Here is a 15,549-nt window from a genome sequence, read left to right on the forward strand (position 1 = left end):
TCTTCTCACGACACGTGCTACTGGAGGTGTGACACCGAACAGCCTCCACGAACGACTCGAACGAGGTGAGTCGACGTCCATCCTCGACGTCCGAAACCGAGACGAGTTCGAGACGTGGCATATCGACGCCGAGGCGGCCACGACGACGCTCGTACCGTACTCGAAGTTCATGGCGGCCGAAGTGCGAGACGCGGTGGCCGACACCGCCCGCGAGGCCGGACTCGACCCCGACGACCCCGTCGTCGTCGTCTGCGGCCGCGGCGAGGCCAGCGACTACGTCGCCGAACTGCTGAGAGACGCCGGCTTCGACGCCGAAAACCTCGAAGAGGGGATGCGAGGGTGGGCGCGCGTGTACGTCTCCGTCGTGATTCCGATGGCGGGCGAACACGTGGTCCACCAGTACCGCCGCCCGTCGAGCGGATGTCTCGCCTACCTCGTCGTCTCCGGGGACGAAGCCCTCGTCGTCGACCCGCTTCGACAGTTCACCGACCGCTACGCCGCCGACGCGCGGGAATACGGGGCCGACCTGGTCTACGCCGTCGACACGCACGTCCACGCCGACCACGTCAGCGGCGTCCGGCGACTCGCGGCAGAGACGGGGGCGACACCCATGTTCCCCTCCGGGGCGAGAGAACGCGGTCTACAGGCGGACGTGCACGCCACCTACGTCGTCGACGGCGACGAGATTCGCGTCGGGGACGTCGCTCTCACCGCCGTGCACGCGCCGGGACACACCTCCGAGATGACCGCTTTCCGCATCGACGACCTCTGTCTCACGGGAGACTCGGTGTTCGTCGAGAGCGTCGCCCGACCCGACTTAGAGCGGGGCGACGAGGGGGCGGCGGCGGCCGCACGGCGACTGTACGACACGCTCCACACCGTCTTCGGCGCGTTCGACGACGACGTCCGCGTCGCCCCGGCGCACTACGGACCGTCCGCCGAACGGAACGCCGACGGGACGTACACCACCACGTTCGGTGACCTTCGGGCGGAACTGTCGGCCCTGTCGCTCTCTGAGTCCGCGTTCGTCGACCACGTCACGAACGACATGCCGCCGCGGCCGGCGAACTACGAGGAGATAATCGAGACGAACCTGGGACGGGCGGACGTCGACGACGCCGAGGCGTTCGAGTTGGAACTCGGCCCGAACAACTGCGCGGTGTCGAACGCGGACTGACGCCTCGAACGAGGCAGTCGCTCGCCGGTTGGTAGCCACTCGCCGCTGGGTAGTCACTCGGGATACTGTCGTGACACGCGACGCACGGCACCGCGCGTCGCGAAGACTGGAGCGTCGTTCGCTCAGTCGTCGTCTGCGGCGGGTGCGGCCGACGCCGCGTCGTTCTCGATGCTCGGCGGGTAGACGCCGCGCTTCAGCTTCAGGTCGCTCTGCGGGCGCGCCATGCACGTCAGCGCGTAGTGTTCTTTCTCCTCGTCGGTGAAGCCGCGGGCGGCGGGTTGGACGACTTCGCCTTCGATAATCTCCGCGGAACAGGCCAGACACATGCCGACCCGGCAGGAGTACTCCTGTGCGATGCCTTCCTCGATGCAGGCTTTGAGAATCGTCTGCTTGTCGGAAACCTGAATCGACTCGCCCGTCCCGACGAACTCGACGGTGTACTCGGTCATGTACCGAAATTTGCGGGACCGTATCAAAACTCTTTATGGAGTGATTCCGTCGCCGAACCGAGGTCGGAACGTGCCGGACGTCGGCGGCGACGGTGCGTTCCGCCGACCGCTGGCGGGTCCGAGCGGTCAGGTCAGTCCGCGCTCGGCCGCCCCCTCGCGTATCTTCTTCGCCCGCTTCCGCACGCGGTTCGCGTACCGCCGTACCTTCTCGGGTTTCTCGCCGTAGTAGGAGGCGACCCACTCAACGTCCACGTTCTGTTGCGTGAGGAAGTAAGCGACGAGCGTATCCCGTCCGGCTTGGACTATCTCCGGCGGGATGCCTCGCTCTCCCGTGCCGGCCTCCTGAAAGCCGTTCACGTCGAAGTAGACGTCCGCGTACAGCGTCGCCGTCTGGGGGTCGTCGAACTCGATGCCCTCGTGGTGCGGTGCCTCGAACCGGTAGGCTGTCTCGTCTCCGCCGGCCGTTCGTTCGACGATTCGGACGCCGAGGATGTACTCGCGGTAGACGGACTCGGTCGGGTCCGCGGCCTGTTCGTCGGTCGTTCGCTGGTTGGTCTGTGACATGTTAGGTCTCGAAGTGGGGCCGAGCGGTCGGCGACGGTTCACGGGCCGCCGTCCGGCGACCCGGCCGCGCAGCACCGGTCTCTCGGCACCGAGTTACTCGCTCGACGCTTCCTCGTCCGAGTCGTCGCCGTTTCCTTGGCCGTTACCGTTGCCTTGGTTCTGGCCGTTGCCCTGACCGTTACCGTTGCCTTGGCCCTGGCCGTTCTCGTCGCCGTTTCCGTTGCCTTGGCCGTCCTCGTCGTCGTTTCCGTCGTCCTGGCCGTTCTCGTCGCCGTCGCCGTCACCGTCGTCCGGGTCCTCGGGTTCGTAGACGTAGAGGCCGTCGTTCGGGTACGACCGGGCGGGTCCGCCGAAACCGTCCTCACAGCAGAGCACGCGGCCGTCGCGCATCGTGTAGACGTTGTCGACGTTCCGGAGGGCGTCGTTTGCGTCCTCCGGCGGGTCGGTGAAGTCCGGTCCGACGATGACCGGTTCGAGCGTCGAGACGTTGTAATCGTCTTCGATTTCGGCGCGGTAGACCACGCCCCCGTCGACGCGGTCCATCTGGACGTCGCCTTCGTCGTCCGCCAGCGCGTCGTTGAACTCGGAGATGCCGAAGTAGACGTAGTCGCCCGGTCCGGCGTCGTCGACGCTGTCGACGCCCTCTGCCTTGTTGAACTCGATGGACGCGCCGATTTCCTTCGCGGCCGCGCGAGTCTCCAAGAACGGCACGCGTCGGAGTTCCTCGTCGACCCCGCCCGGACCGTTCTCCTCGTACTGCTTCGCCCACTCGACGATGTCCTCGTTCGAGATGTAGTTCCGGTTCCCGTTGTGGATGACTTCGAGGTCCGCTTCGCGAAGCGCCGCCGCCGGGTCGTCGGCCCAGTTCGTCTCGGCGTGCGATTCGAGGTAGTCGACCTGCGTGACGTCGTCGTACTCGGCGACCCACGACTCGACTTCCGCGTTGGTCGCGTGCCCGAGTTCGATCCACTCCACTTCGAGGGGGACGTCCGCGGGAGAGTTCCGTTGGCCGGCCTCCTCGGCGTTCGCCGCGTCGTTCGTTATCTTCGGCGCGTACAGCGTCCCCGACACCCGCATCGGGTCGTCGAACCACGGGATGGGCGAGTCGGCGACGAACTTGTAGATGCCCTTGCTGTCGCCGTCAGAACAGCCGTAGACGGTCTTCTCGTCGCCGAGGATGTCCGGCGCTTCCCACGAGGCCCGACCCATCACGTAGTACTTGACGGCTTCGGGTTCGTCGGCCGCCGGTTCGCGGAAGTCGACGAAGTAGCCGTAGCGGTACGGGTTCGGGTAGACGTCGTCTATCGGCGTCGTCGCGAGGTTCTGGTCGTCGACCTGGTCGTTCTGGTCGGACCCGAGGTAGTACGCGAGGAACTCGACCCCGGTCAGCGACCAGTAGCCCTGCGGTTCGAAGTCCTCCGCGAGGTGGTCCTTCTCCGCGTACGTCGATATCGCGTTCGATATCTCGCTCGGATTCGGTCGGTTCCAGAACTGGCAAGCGCCGACGAGTCCCAGACCGGACCCGGCCTCGACGATGTCGCTCACCGTCGCCGTCAGGTTGACGCGCGGATGCGAGTAGTTCTCCTCGGCCGAAATCATCGTCTCCCACGGGCTGAGGTCGCCGTAACAGTTGATTCGAGTCCCGCCGTGCGCGCGGAGCGACTCGGTGTTCGTCAGGTTCATCGCGTTCTCCATGTCGGCCTGCCACTCCCCGTCGTCGTCCTGACTGAGCGGAACCCGCGAGACGCACCCGGGACTGTTCTCCCAGTTCGTGAACAGATAGCCCTCCGTCCCCTCGTCGTTCGTGGAGACGAACTGGTTGCAGTCGGGGTTGCTCGCGGCGAGTCCGTACTGCGTGCCCGCGAAGTACGGTCGCTCCTCTCGTTCGGGGTCCTCGGGGCTCTGACGCATGATTTCGTCCCCGTCGGGCGTCTGCGTCACGCCGAGCAGTTCGTCGCCGCCGTTGATGGGTTGACGCCCGTAGAAGAGGAGTTCGTAGTTCCCGTTCGCGGCCCGAACGTCTCGCTGTTCCTCTTCTGTCTCCGGAATACCGACCTCCTCGAAGTCGTCGTTGTTCCCGTCGAACTGGAACCGGAATCCGCTGAAGTAACCGACGCCGGCCCGGCCGAACGGTTCGGGGTTCTCCTCGGCGGGATGCTGGAGACTGTACAGCAGGGACCCGTCCTGGAAGACGAACGGCCCCGTCATCTCCGCGCCGAACGCCGTCGTCGAGTGGCGCTTGAGGCTCCCCTTGACGCTGGGTGCCCCCGGTGTGTCTGACTCCTCTACCTCGTCTGCACTCGCGGCCCCCGCGACACTCGCTCCGAGTGTGGCGGCCACGGAACTCGCCATCAGCTTTCGTCTGCTTAGGTCAACCATCTGAGTACACGAGTAGCTGTCTCGCTAATGAGCATTTATAATTGGGATATATAAGGGAATAACAATCTAGACATAGCCTGTAGTAATACGTAGCAGTACGTTGCAGAAAGACCTCTGAGCGGCGAAATATTGCTTCTGGAGACTGCTATCTTCTAGAGAATGTCAGATGCTTAGTGAACGCAGATTGGGGTGTTGTGAACGCACTGTACAACTATCTATGTCTCCAAAGACGAAGATTTCCGCTCCCCTCGGAGTCCGGCCTCTATGAGGGGCGTCCGTTCCGAAGTCGTCGAGTAGCCGTTGTACACGTTTTTCGACACGAATTCCACGAGTTCGAGACAGTCTCGCGTCGGTCGCTACCCGTCGTCGTGCGTCCGAACCGTCAGCACGGGGACGTCGGAACTCCGGACGACTTTCTCCGTGACGCTCCCGAGGAGGTAGCGGTTCAGTCCGCTCCGGCCGTGCGTCCCCATCACGACGACGTCGCAGTCCTCCTCGTCGGCGTAGTCGAGAATCGTCTGATACGCCGTCCCCGTCTGGACGCTCGCCGTCACGTCGACGCCCTCGCGCTCTGCGGCCTCGACGATGTGGTCGACGGCCTGTTTCCCCTCGTCTTCGAGGGCTTCGAGGACGATGTCCGCACCGGCCTCGAGCGAGGCGTACGCGCCCGAGTCCACGACGTAGAGCGCGTGGATGCTCGCACCGTACTGCTTCGCGAGGTCGACCGCGTGTTCGACCGCACGGTCCGTCGCCTGACTCCCGTCCGTCGGCACGAGTATGCGTTCGTACATCGAGTGCCGATACGACGCGACGCGGTTAGAAACTGTTCGCCGAAGAGGGGTGTTTCTCGGCTATTCGACGTCTTCGACGGACTCGCCGCGGAAGGCGAGTAGCGCCTCTTCGCACCGTTGTAACCCGTCGATTCGGGCGGTCTCGTCGAGCGAGACGGTCTCGACGACGGTCCAGCCGTCGCTCTCGTCGAACGCCAGTCCCTTCACCCACGATTCGGTCGCGAGGATGACGGCGCTCGCGTCGCCCTCCTCGCGGATGGGGCTCGCGAGTTCGACGGCCTCCGAGTGGTTGAGGTCGACGAGTTCCTTCGCTGACAGCGGTCTCGGCGGAAGCGACTCCACGATTGCCATGGTCGTCGCTCGGCCGTCGCGGTGCTTGTGCCTTCCGAACCGTCCGCCCACCGCGACCAAAAAGCTTCTACGGGATTACGCGGGAGTCTCTCCCATGACTCTCGGAGACGCGGCCGACGACGGCGCCGCGACTCGATTCGGCCTCCGGTTCCGCGGGGACCGAGTCGCCGCGGCCGTCGTCTTCCTCGCCGCACTCGCCCTCCTCGTCCGTCTCGTCGGCCTCGGTGCTCGGCCGTTCCACTGGGACGAGGCCCGCGTCGGCTACTGGACGCTCCGCTATCTGGAGACCGGTGCGTTCGAATACCGCCCCCTCGCCGGTGGTCCCCTCCTCTATCACCTCGACAGACTGGTATTCGCCCTCGTCGGCGTCTCCGACGCGCTCGCACGTCTCCCCGTCGCCGTCCTCGGCGCGGCACTGCCGCTCTGTGCGCTGCTCTTCCGGGACAGACTCGACGACGCCGAGACGCTGGTGTTCGCCGCGCTCCTCGGGTTCAACCCGCTCTTCGTCTACTACTCGCGCTTCCTCCGCGGCGACGTTCCCCTCGCGCTGTTCGCCCTCGCGTTCGTCGGCTTCTCGCTCCGCGCGTACGACCGCCGGAGCAGACGCGACGCGTACGCCGCGGCCGTCTCACTCGCTCTGACGCTCGGGTCGTCGGGCTTCGCGGCCGCCTACCTCCTCTGCTGGGCGGCCGTCGCCGTCCTCCTCGTCGACCAACCGAGCGCCGTCCTCGACGGAGGTGCGTCCGCCCGCCGTCTCCTCGGGTCGGTTCGCTCGCGCGTCGCGGGCCGAACCGCGTCCGCCGTCCGCGCCTCGCTCCTCTTTCTCGGGACGACGGTACTCCTCTTCGCCCCGCGCGCCGGCCCGAACGTCGACGTCGGTCTCACGAGGCCGACGACGTGGCACCTCGTCCTCTACGAGTCCACCGTCGGCGCCCTCTGGTCGTTCGTCGGCGTTCGCGTCCTTCGCCGCTGGCCGTACTGGACGCACGAACTGTTCCCCTACGTCGGCGACCTGTTCGATACGCTCGGCTACGTCGCCCTCCCGATTCTCCTCGCGGCCGTCGCCGTCTTCGCGTGGAACCGGTACGTCACCTCGCCCGGTCGCCCCCTCGTCGACGCGTTCGTCTACTGGGCCGCCGTCGCCGTCGCGGTGTTCCCCGTCGTGACCGAGGTGTCCGCGCCGTGGGTCGCACTCCACGTCGTCCTCCCCCTCACGCTCCTCGCGGCCGTCGGCGGCGCGGCACTGCTTCGCTACACCGTCTCCGTCGCCGGCGGTGACGACCGGGACGTTGCGACTGTGGCGGCCACGACGCTCCTCCTCGTCGCCGTCGTCGCGCAGGCCGGCGCGGTCACCGCGACGGGCGTCTACGGCCCGTCCGACCGGTCGAACGACCTCGCGCAGTTCGCCCAACCGAGCGACGACCTGACTCCGCTCTTCCGGAACGCCACCGCCGTCGCCGACGACGACCCGTCGACGCCCGAGGTGCTGTACGTCGGTCCCGACTACTACACGGCGTGGGACCCCGGAAACGAGTGGCCGCCGGTCGTCCAGAACTGGGGGAACCGACTCCCCCTCCCGTGGTACTTCGAACGGGCCGACGCGGACACCATCAGCACGGAGAACGTGACGACGTTCGACCGACGGGCGCGGAACCACTCGACGCCGCCCATCGTCGTCACCGAACCTGGTCTCTCCGGGGCGATGCGAGACAGACTCGGCGACGAGTACGCGGCGACTCGGTACCACCTCGGCTTGTGGGACCGGCGCGCCGTCGTGTTCGTGCGGCAGTCGTAGTCGCGCGCTAGCCGTGACCGTGCGGGAGTCGTCGCGTACGGGAGTCGTCGAACGGACGAGAAGCGGAGTCCGAACGCCGTCGCTCAGCCGTCAGCGTCGAAAGAACAGGATGCTTCGTCTCTGTCGTCGGGTTACCGGAAGCCCATCGCTTCGATCTGCTCTTGATACCGGTTGCGGATGGTGACTTCCGTCACCTGCGCGACGTCGGCGACTTCGCGCTGGGTCTTCTTCTCGTTGCAGAGCAGGGAGGCGGCGTAGATGGCGGCGGCCGCGAATCCCGTGGGCGACTTGCCCGAGAGCAGGCCCTGTTCGGCGGAGACGTCGATTATCTCTGTCGCCTTCGCCTGCACCTCCTCGCTCAGACCGAGTGCGGAGGCGAAGCGCGGGACGAACTGCTTGGGGTCGACGGGCTTCAGTTCCAGACCGAGTTCCTGGGAGATGTAGCGGTACGTCCGTCCAATCTCCTTCTGCGGAACGCGGGACACTTCGGCGACTTCGTCGAGCGAACGGGGGATACCTTCCTGCCGGCAGGCGGCGTAGAGCGCGGAGGTGGCGACGCCCTCGATGGAGCGCCCGCGAATCAGGTCCTCGTTCAGCGCGCGTCGATAGATGACGGACGCGACTTCACGAACCGAGCGCGGAACGCCGAGCGCGGAGGCCATCCGGTCGATTTCCGAGAGCGCGAACTGCAGGTTTCGCTCGCCCGCGTCCTTCGTTCGGATTCGCTCCTGCCACTTTCGGAGTCGGTGCATCTGCGAGCGCTTCTCCGAGGAGAGCGAGCGTCCGTAGGCGTCTTTGTCCTTCCAGTCGATGGTCGTCGTCAGTCCGCGGTCGTGCATCGTCTCGGTGATGGGCGCGCCGACGCGGGACTTCGACTGCCGTTCGGAGTGGTTGAACGCCCGCCACTCCGGGCCGCGGTCGATCTGTCGCTCGTCCAAGACCAAGCCGCAGTCGTCGCACACTAACTCCCCCTGGTCAGCGTCCGTGATGATATTGGTGGACTCACACTCCGGGCACGCAATCCGCTCGTCGGAACTCTGCTCCACTTCCTGCTCCTGCTGACGCTGGCGGCTCGGACGTTCCATTATAAGGTTTGTGGTGGAGGATGCATTTAAGTCTTTGTGCTATCGTGTCGGCTGAATACGATGATTAGATGGTAGTAACGACCGTTCATACACCGATTTGATTATCCGGTAACCGGTCGAAACGAACTGTATGCGTAGCCGAACCGTATTCGTGGTTCTCGCCGTACTCGTCGTCTCGGGCTGTCTCGGGGCTGTTTCTCCGGGCGCGTCGCCGACGGAGACGTCGGACGCCGACGGAACCTCCGACTTCGGCGGTCCGAGCGTCACCGTGACCGTCGCGGAAGTCGTGGACGGCGACACGGTGAAAGTCCGATACGCCAACGGGTCGCGCGACACCGTTCGCCTCCTCGGCGTCGACACGCCCGAGGTGTACGGGTCGAACGCGCCGGGCGAGTTCGAGGGCGTCCCTGACACCGAGGCGGGCGTCGCCTGTCTCGACGCCGCCGGCGAAGACGCCTCCGCGTACGCGAGAGAGCGACTCTCCGGCGAGGAAGTCACCCTCGTCTTCGACGAGACGGCGGACCGCCGCGGCTACTACGGCCGTCTCCTCGCGTACGTCTCCGTCGACGGGAGGTCGTTCAACCTCGCACTCCTCGAATCCGGACACGCTCGCGTGTACGACAGTACCTTTACCGAACGTGAACGCTATCGCGCCGCCGAGGCGGACGCCCGCGCGGCGGGGCGCGGCCTCTGGTCGTGCGCCGACCGGACGACGACGGGAACGAGCGCCGACGACGCCTCCATCGACGTCGTTCGGATTCACCCCGACGCCGCGGGCGACGACAACGAGAATCTCGACGACGAGTACGTCGTCTTCCGAAACGAGGGCGAGGAGTCGGTGAATCTCACGGGCTGGTCCGTCGTCGACGCGGCGGGCAACGAGTACGACTTCCCGCCGGGGACGACGCTCGAACCCGGCGCGGAACTGACGCTCGTGACCGGACGGGGAACCGACAGTCGGGAGACGCTCTACTGGGGCCGCGAGTCCGCGGTGTGGAACAACGGCGGGGACACGGTCGAACTTCGGGACGGACGCGGCGTCGTCGAGGCCGAGCGTCGGTACTGACGCGACTCGACGACGAGTACCCGCGTCCGAGGGGGGAGGAATGGGGGAATGGGGGACGCGGAGCGTGCGACCCCATGCGTTGGTATCACACGGAGAGGCTTCAGTCCCTCGGGCCGTTCATCTCCCGCGCACAACTCTTCTCCGTCCTTCGATAATCTCCCGATAATATTACTATTGGACATTCAACAAGGCTTTTGTATGATTAGCAGGTATGTGCTAGTGTCATGAGCACGACCCCCACTTCGAACGCGTCTGCGCCCCACGAGATAGCCACCGACACCGTCAGCGACGTGACGCCAATCGTCGTCTCGGCGTCGAGTCTCGACTCGACGGCCCCGGACTACCTGCGCGACGTGAAGGCTGAACTCGTCGGAGACGGCTATCATCCGACGGTGCTGACCGTCGACGCCTGTTTCGGTGAGGACTGTCCGCTGGCGACGCAGGACGTCGCCGACGAACTCCGAGCGTACGTCCGCGCCGCGTCGTTCCTCGGGACCGCCCGCGTCGAGGTCACCGTCGACGAGGCGGCCGACGAAGCGGCCGTTCGGACGGCGCTCCGCGCACTCGAAGAGCGAGCGCACCGCGAGGGGGTCGCTTTTTCGGTGTCCGGCGCGATATCCGCCTGATGGCGACGAAGTCCGCGCTCGAAACACAGCTCTCCGTCGTCGCGGGGTTCGAGAACCCCCGCGTCGAACTCGAACAGTACCCGACACCGCCGACGCTGGCCGCCCACGTCGTCCACGTCGCCGACCTGAACGGGGATGTGGAGGGAAAGACGGTGGTCGACCTGGGAACCGGAACGGGGATGCTCGCCCTCGGCGCCGCCCTCCGGGGCCCGGCGCGCGTCGTCGGCGTCGACGTGGACGCCGAAGCGCTCGGAACCGCACGCGAGAACCGCGTCCGCGTCGGGACGACCACCCCAATCCACTGGGTCCGCGCCGACGCGACGCGCGCACCGCTCTGTATCGACGGCCCGGTGACGGTGCTCATGAACCCGCCGTTCGGCGCGCAACACGGCCACGAACACGCCGACAGAGCGTTCTTGCAGACGGCGTCGTCGCTCGCCGACGTGTCGTACTCCGTCCACAACGAGGGCTCACAGGAGTTCGTCGAGGCGTTCGCCGCCGACGAGGGCGGTGAGGTGACGCACGCGTTCCGCGCGACGTTCAACCTCGACAGGCAGTTCGAGTTCCACGAGTCCGAGTCGCGGGACATCGAGACCGAAGTGTTCCGAATCGAGTGGCGCTGACCGACTGCCCGAGGTGGGTCATCGACCGAACGAGGCCGGTCACTTGTACCGCTCTCGCCTCGCTATCTGGAGCTTCGTATCGCCGTACTCGACGAACAGCTTCTTCTTTTGTCGCGTGAACGTGAGGCCGTCCAGCGTCGCGGTCTGATTCTCCGCGGGGAGGCGTGCGCTCACCGAGTTGTTCTGCCGCGCGACGTGGAGGTAGTACCCTTGCGGTGCCGCCTCGATGCTGATGTTCCGCCCGCCGACGACCGGTCCGGCGCGTGCGGGTTCGGCGGTGTAGACGACGCGTGCGCGTTCGTCGTGGCTCAAGAGGACGCGGTAGGTGGTGTTGCCGCCGGTGGTCACCCAGCCGTCGCGGACGGCGAACACCGTCTCGCGCCACCCGGGGCCGCCGACGAGAACGGGGACCTGTCCGTCGAACGCGAGTCGCCCTTTCGACACCGCCGTCGTCCAGATTCCCCGCTCTTGGCTCCTGACGATGACGCCCGAGGTGGTCACCGCCGTCGACTCCCCGAACGCCTCCACGTCGAACACGGCGGTCATCCCGTTCGAGACGTTCTCCGCGTACGTCACCTCGTAGTCGCGGACGGTCATCTCCTCGCCGGGGAGTTCGCCGTCGTCGGCGGTGTAGAGGTTGTACGGCACCGCGGGTCCGGAGATGGCGGCGGCGACGAGGACGAGACAGGCCGCCCCGGCCTGCCACTTTCGGAGCGAGAAGGCACCGTCGAAGAGGTCCGCGAAGATGATGCGGTCGGAGGCGACGACGGTGAACGTCACCACCGTCGCGAGCGCCAGAACGAGGGCGACGCCGACCGCCCGGTAGAGGACGTACGTCTCGCCGCCGCGGTACCAGTAGACGGCCCACATCGACTGCTGGATGCCGAACAGGAGCGTTCCGGCCCACAGTCTGGCCGCCGAGGGCCGCGCGGTTCTCGGTCGGGACCGTACGACGGCCAACCCGAGGAGCACGCCGAGGAAGAGACCGAGCGCGTGGCCCTGAATCGCGATGTCGGCCCACCACGGCGTGACGTAGGCGGGGTGACCGCTGGCGGTGAGTTGCGGGACCTGAACGGCGTTGTAGAACACGCGGACGACGCGTCCGGCCGCGAGGGCGACGACCGTCGCGAGCGGATAGTTGACGAGTGCGAACCCCGCGAACGCGAAGACGACGCCGGAGAAGCCGATGATGGGGCCGAGCGCGAACGCGGAGGTGAGGATGCCGACGACGAAGACGACGGCGGGGAAGACGACGAACGCGCGGACGTACGGGTTCGTCCGCCACGACCCGAACGACGTGCTCCCGCGCTCTCGCGCGTAGTGACCCCACGCGTACTCCGCGAGGGGGGCGAACGTCACCGTCCCGATGAGATTTCCGAGGAGGTGACCCGGTCCGCCGTGCGAGAACGCCGCGGTGAGTACGCCGAGCGGGTAGAAGTACGACCACGCCCGGAACGGGAGCGTCACCGGGCGGTTCCAGTACCCGAGCCCCCCTTGGACGAACAGGTAGACGGCGAGGACGCCGAGAACGCTGACGACCGTCCCCCACGGAACGCCGAGGAGGAATCGTTCGCGGAGCGCCGACCGAGCGCGACTCGTCGACCGGTCGAGGAGGAGAACGACGGCGATGGAGAAGACGACGGCGGCGACGAGCAGCGCACGCTGAACCGCTAGTGTTCCCGGAGTGTCCATCATGAGCGTAGTTCGCCGGCGGCGTTATGAAACTCCTGCCGCCCGTGAGCGTGTGCGTGGCCGACGACTGACACGGCTACGGCTCTCGCTGCCATGACGCTGTCGGTGGGCGGCCCCCGGAGAACGAGTCCCGTTCAGAGTTTGGACTCGGCGTCCTCGGCGAGTTCCTCCATCCGCTTGCCGACGCGGCCGGCGTTGGAGAACTCGTCCTCGCTCATCGCCGCCGCGAGCGCGTTGCCGAGGACGAAGACGGCGTGTTTGTGCTCGCTCTTGGACTTGTGGACGTGCGACGGTTCCACGGCGAGCTGTTCGTACGGTTCGAAGAGCTCCCCGTTGACGTGCTCTTGAGCAGCGAAGTGGTCCTTGATGGTCACCATCTGCTCGTGAAGTTCGAGGAGTTCGTCTTTGTGCATTGTCGTGGGTTATGCGAGAGGTCGATTTAAGGATTATTGGGGTTGGCTGACACGCGAGTCCGGGCGTCTCAGAAGACGTACTCGTCTTCGTGGCCCATCATCCCGTCGTCCTCGAAGCGGTCCTCCTCGTCCATCGGACCGCTCGTCTTGAACGCGCGAATGCCCGTCGAGAGGAGTTCTTCGATGGCTTCCTCGCGGTTCACGAACTCTCCCTGTTCCACGAGTTGCGCAATCTGCATCTCGATGTGCTCGGGAACGTTGATATTAACTTTCGGCATCTAACGCCCGGGGGTTTGAAGGCGGGTTATTTAACTCCTGCGCCCGGCTTTTCGCATTCGACGAACGTCTACTCCCTCGTTCTTACGTTTCGTTTCTTCCGTGCGAACCGATGTTCGTCGAGCCGATAGCACGGATGCTCCGGAGTCGTCACCGTTAGGTACGCTCCGACGAACGTACGAACATGAGTAAGGACGTCACGGGACTCTACGAGGAGTTCGGCGACGACAGACTGCCGTCCGGCCAGCGGGAGACGTCGCGCTTTCCGGTGCTTTCGAAGAGTGGTACGCCGTCGTGGGACCCTGCCGACTGGACGTTCGAGGTGTGGGGTGCCGTCGACGAGGAACTCACGTTCTCGTACGAGGAGTTCGAAGACCTCCCGTCGGAGACGCAGGTGCAGGACTTCCACTGCGTCACCGGGTGGTCGAAGTTCGACTGCGAGTTCACCGGCGTCACCTTCCCCACGCTGGCGGAGATGGCTGGCGTCGACCCGGACGCTGTTCACGTAATGTTCCACGCCCTCGACGGCTACACGACCAACCTCCCGCTCGAAGACTGCATGCGCGACGAAGTCCTGTTCGTCTACGAGTACGACGGCGAGTTCCTGCCGCCGGACCACGGCGGACCGCTCCGCGTCGTGACGCCGCACAAGTACGCCTACAAGGGCGCGAAGTGGGTCTCGGGCGTCGAGTTCCTCACCGAACCCGAACGCGGCTACTGGGAGAAGCGCGGCTACTCGAACACGGCGAACCCGTGGAACGAGGAACGGTACAGTTAGACGCGCTGGGCGTCGGCCTCGACGCGCCCTCTCTCTGCGATTCTCGGCGACGCTCGTTCTCGGACGCCGCCGTTCCGGGATAGTCAGGTAAAAGACTGTGGCCTCCTCATCTCCAGCAAATGGCATCGCTGCGGACTGACGAGGCAGAGACACACCTCGTCAGCAGGTCGGTTCCCGTGTCGGCACCGTCGTTTCGCGCCGTCCTCCGCGCCGCCGACGCGCCGCGTACCGTCTGGTCTGCGCCCGACGAGGCGACAGTCGTCGGCAGCGGGGCCGCCGCGACGGTGACCGCGGACGGGCCGAACCGATTCGACCGCGTCCGCGAGGCCGCAGAGGACCTGTTCTCCTCGGGCGACGTCCACGCGGGGACCGAAGCGGCCCGTCCGCGTCTGTTCGGCGGGTTCGCCTTCCACGCCGACAGCGCGGACGGGTCGCCGTGGGAGGACTTCCCCGGCGCGCGGTTCGTCTTCCCCCGCGTGCAGGTCACCTACGCCGACAACGGGACGTGGCTCACCGTCAACGCCGTCGGCCCGGACGCCGACGCCGACGCGGTCGAAGAGCGTCTCGCGACCGAACGCGAACGCATCGCGTCGCTGCCGGACCCCGGTCCGGTCGCCGACCCGCCGGGCGTCGTCGACAGGCGCCGGACGACGGCCAGAGACGACTGGAACGCGAGCGTGAACGCCGCCGTCGAACGCATCCGCGACGGCGACCTTCGGAAGGTCGTCCTCGCGCAGGCGCTGGAGGCGGACTTGGAGACGGACCTCTCGATTCCCGACGTCCTCGAACGACTCGGCGACTCCTACCCCGAGTGTTATCGCTTCCTCGTCGAACCCGAACCCGAGGCGGACCGGCCGCAGGCGTCGTTCTTCGGCGCGACGCCGGAACGACTCGTCAGCCTCCGCGGGCGAACCGTCGAGACGGACGCGCTGGCGGGGACGACGGGCCGGGGCGAGACGCCCGCCGAAGACGAGTGGTTGGCTCGCGAACTGCTGGGCGACGAGAAGAACGTCCACGAACACGCACTCGTCGCCGAGACGATACGCGACCAACTCTCGCCGTTCGCCTCGTCGGTCAACGCCCCGGAACGGCGCGTCAAACGCCTCGCGACCGTCCAGCACCTCTGGACGCCAATCACGGCGACGCTCGCGAGGAACGAACACGTCCTCTCGCTCGTGGAGGCGCTTCACCCGACGCCCGCCGTCGGCGGCCTCCCGCCCGCGAAGGCCTTAGAGACCATCCGCGAGACGGAACCGTTCGACCGTGGGTGGTACGCCTCGCCCGTCGGGTGGATCGACGCCGCGGGCTACGGGTCGTTCGCCGTCGCCCTCCGGTCCGCCGTCGTCCGCGGCGCGACGGCGACGCTGTTCGCCGGCGTCGGCATCGTCTCCGACTCGGACCCCGACGGCGAGTGGGACGAGGTCCAACTGAAGTATCGCGCCCTCCTCGACGAACTCGAACGCCGATAGCTGTTCGCTCACAGA

At 66.4% G+C, this 15,549-nt stretch carries 16 protein-coding genes; 7 read left to right on the forward strand and 9 right to left on the reverse strand.

Annotation, left to right across the window (positions count from 1 at the left end):
- The first annotated feature begins 28 nt into the window (after positions 1-28).
- The gene (locus BM282_RS05145) at positions 29-1,177 is read left to right on the forward strand and encodes an MBL fold metallo-hydrolase (protein WP_089877539.1); all 1,149 of its coding nucleotides are present in this window, start codon (positions 29-31) and stop codon (positions 1,175-1,177) included.
- A 122-nt stretch (positions 1,178-1,299) separates the two neighbouring features.
- Here BM282_RS05145 and BM282_RS05150 read toward each other — a convergent pair whose 3' ends face one another.
- The 5 genes from BM282_RS05150 to BM282_RS05170 all read right to left on the reverse strand — a co-directional run bounded on the left by BM282_RS05150 (position 1,300) and on the right by BM282_RS05170 (position 5,711).
- Complete coding sequence (locus tag BM282_RS05150) at positions 1,300-1,626, reverse strand: 2Fe-2S iron-sulfur cluster-binding protein (protein WP_089877542.1); 327 nt, start codon at positions 1,624-1,626, stop codon at positions 1,300-1,302.
- Positions 1,627-1,752: 126 nt separating this feature from the next.
- Positions 1,753-2,190 carry a hypothetical protein gene (locus BM282_RS05155; protein WP_089877544.1) on the reverse strand — a complete coding sequence of 146 codons (438 nt, stop codon included), beginning with the start codon at positions 2,188-2,190 and terminating at the stop codon, positions 1,753-1,755.
- A 93-nt stretch (positions 2,191-2,283) separates the two neighbouring features.
- On the reverse strand, positions 2,284-4,569 hold the full coding sequence (locus tag BM282_RS05160; protein ID WP_089877547.1) for an alkaline phosphatase PhoX: 2,286 nt from the start codon (positions 4,567-4,569) through the stop codon (positions 2,284-2,286).
- A 356-nt stretch (positions 4,570-4,925) separates the two neighbouring features.
- Positions 4,926-5,360: a universal stress protein gene (locus BM282_RS05165; RefSeq protein WP_089877550.1), complete on the reverse strand. Its 435-nt coding sequence runs from the start codon at positions 5,358-5,360 to the stop codon at positions 4,926-4,928.
- Between the two features lie 60 nt (positions 5,361-5,420).
- Positions 5,421-5,711 (reverse strand): hypothetical protein, encoded by a 291-nt coding sequence (locus tag BM282_RS05170; RefSeq protein ID WP_089879404.1) that lies wholly within the window; start codon positions 5,709-5,711, stop codon positions 5,421-5,423.
- A 94-nt stretch (positions 5,712-5,805) separates the two neighbouring features.
- On the opposite strand from BM282_RS05170, the gene BM282_RS05175 reads away from it, so the two are divergent.
- A complete protein-coding gene (locus BM282_RS05175) occupies positions 5,806-7,506 on the forward strand; it encodes a flippase activity-associated protein Agl23 (RefSeq protein ID WP_089877553.1) in 1,701 nt (566 codons plus the stop codon).
- Positions 7,507-7,637: 131 nt separating this feature from the next.
- On the opposite strand, the gene BM282_RS05180 is transcribed toward BM282_RS05175, so the two are convergent.
- Positions 7,638-8,591 carry a transcription initiation factor IIB gene (locus tag BM282_RS05180; protein ID WP_089877556.1) on the reverse strand — a complete coding sequence of 318 codons (954 nt, stop codon included), beginning with the start codon at positions 8,589-8,591 and terminating at the stop codon, positions 7,638-7,640.
- 130 nt (positions 8,592-8,721) lie between these two features.
- Between BM282_RS05180 and BM282_RS05185 the strand changes: the two genes are divergently transcribed.
- The 3 genes from BM282_RS05185 (at position 8,722) to BM282_RS05195 (ending at position 10,906) form a co-directional block, all read left to right on the forward strand.
- Positions 8,722-9,657: a lamin tail domain-containing protein gene (locus BM282_RS05185; protein ID WP_089877559.1), complete on the forward strand. Its 936-nt coding sequence runs from the start codon at positions 8,722-8,724 to the stop codon at positions 9,655-9,657.
- Between the two features lie 224 nt (positions 9,658-9,881).
- Positions 9,882-10,283: a hypothetical protein gene (locus tag BM282_RS05190; RefSeq protein ID WP_089877561.1), complete on the forward strand. Its 402-nt coding sequence runs from the start codon at positions 9,882-9,884 to the stop codon at positions 10,281-10,283.
- On the forward strand, positions 10,283-10,906 hold the full coding sequence (locus tag BM282_RS05195; protein ID WP_089877563.1) for an METTL5 family protein: 624 nt from the start codon (positions 10,283-10,285) through the stop codon (positions 10,904-10,906). Before BM282_RS05190 ends, BM282_RS05195 begins: the two co-directional genes overlap by 1 nt.
- 39 nt (positions 10,907-10,945) lie before the next feature.
- On the opposite strand, the gene BM282_RS05200 is transcribed toward BM282_RS05195, so the two are convergent.
- The 3 genes from BM282_RS05200 to BM282_RS05210 all read right to left on the reverse strand — a co-directional run bounded on the left by BM282_RS05200 (position 10,946) and on the right by BM282_RS05210 (position 13,289).
- Positions 10,946-12,601, reverse strand: coding sequence for a rhomboid family intramembrane serine protease (locus BM282_RS05200; protein ID WP_175501391.1), 1,656 nt, complete (start codon positions 12,599-12,601; stop codon positions 10,946-10,948).
- A 131-nt stretch (positions 12,602-12,732) separates the two neighbouring features.
- Entirely contained in the window at positions 12,733-13,011 is a 279-nt protein-coding gene (locus BM282_RS05205; RefSeq protein WP_089877568.1) for a UPF0058 family protein, read from the reverse strand.
- A gap of 68 nt (positions 13,012-13,079) precedes the next feature.
- Positions 13,080-13,289: a ribbon-helix-helix domain-containing protein gene (locus tag BM282_RS05210; RefSeq protein ID WP_089877571.1), complete on the reverse strand. Its 210-nt coding sequence runs from the start codon at positions 13,287-13,289 to the stop codon at positions 13,080-13,082.
- A gap of 182 nt (positions 13,290-13,471) precedes the next feature.
- Here BM282_RS05210 and BM282_RS05215 point away from each other — a divergent pair, with 182 nt between their 5' ends.
- A complete protein-coding gene (locus BM282_RS05215) occupies positions 13,472-14,065 on the forward strand; it encodes a sulfite oxidase-like oxidoreductase (RefSeq protein WP_089877573.1) in 594 nt (197 codons plus the stop codon).
- Between the two features lie 119 nt (positions 14,066-14,184).
- Entirely contained in the window at positions 14,185-15,534 is a 1,350-nt protein-coding gene (locus BM282_RS05220; RefSeq protein WP_089877575.1) for an isochorismate synthase, read from the forward strand.
- Positions 15,535-15,549: the final 15 nt, after the last annotated feature.

The organism is Halogeometricum limi (genome assembly GCF_900115785.1).
GTDB lineage: Archaea > Halobacteriota > Halobacteria > Halobacteriales > Haloferacaceae > Halogeometricum > Halogeometricum limi.

Coding starts and splice junctions, on each gene's coding strand:
- BM282_RS05150 (WP_089877542.1), bottom strand. CDS start 1,626: ATGACCGAGTACACCGTCGAGTTCGTCGGGACGGGCGAGTCGATTCAG.
- BM282_RS05215 (WP_089877573.1), top strand. CDS start 13,472: ATGAGTAAGGACGTCACGGGACTCTACGAGGAGTTCGGCGACGACAGA.
- BM282_RS05165 (WP_089877550.1), bottom strand. CDS start 5,360: ATGTACGAACGCATACTCGTGCCGACGGACGGGAGTCAGGCGACGGAC.
- BM282_RS05190 (WP_089877561.1), top strand. CDS start 9,882: ATGAGCACGACCCCCACTTCGAACGCGTCTGCGCCCCACGAGATAGCC.
- BM282_RS05205 (WP_089877568.1), bottom strand. CDS start 13,011: ATGCACAAAGACGAACTCCTCGAACTTCACGAGCAGATGGTGACCATC.
- BM282_RS05170 (WP_089879404.1), bottom strand. CDS start 5,711: ATGGCAATCGTGGAGTCGCTTCCGCCGAGACCGCTGTCAGCGAAGGAA.
- BM282_RS05180 (WP_089877556.1), bottom strand. CDS start 8,591: ATGGAACGTCCGAGCCGCCAGCGTCAGCAGGAGCAGGAAGTGGAGCAG.
- BM282_RS05175 (WP_089877553.1), top strand. CDS start 5,806: ATGACTCTCGGAGACGCGGCCGACGACGGCGCCGCGACTCGATTCGGC.
- BM282_RS05200 (WP_175501391.1), bottom strand. CDS start 12,601: ATGATGGACACTCCGGGAACACTAGCGGTTCAGCGTGCGCTGCTCGTC.
- BM282_RS05185 (WP_089877559.1), top strand. CDS start 8,722: ATGCGTAGCCGAACCGTATTCGTGGTTCTCGCCGTACTCGTCGTCTCG.
- BM282_RS05155 (WP_089877544.1), bottom strand. CDS start 2,190: ATGTCACAGACCAACCAGCGAACGACCGACGAACAGGCCGCGGACCCG.
- BM282_RS05220 (WP_089877575.1), top strand. CDS start 14,185: ATGGCATCGCTGCGGACTGACGAGGCAGAGACACACCTCGTCAGCAGG.
- BM282_RS05195 (WP_089877563.1), top strand. CDS start 10,283: ATGGCGACGAAGTCCGCGCTCGAAACACAGCTCTCCGTCGTCGCGGGG.
- BM282_RS05160 (WP_089877547.1), bottom strand. CDS start 4,569: ATGGTTGACCTAAGCAGACGAAAGCTGATGGCGAGTTCCGTGGCCGCC.
- BM282_RS05210 (WP_089877571.1), bottom strand. CDS start 13,289: ATGCCGAAAGTTAATATCAACGTTCCCGAGCACATCGAGATGCAGATT.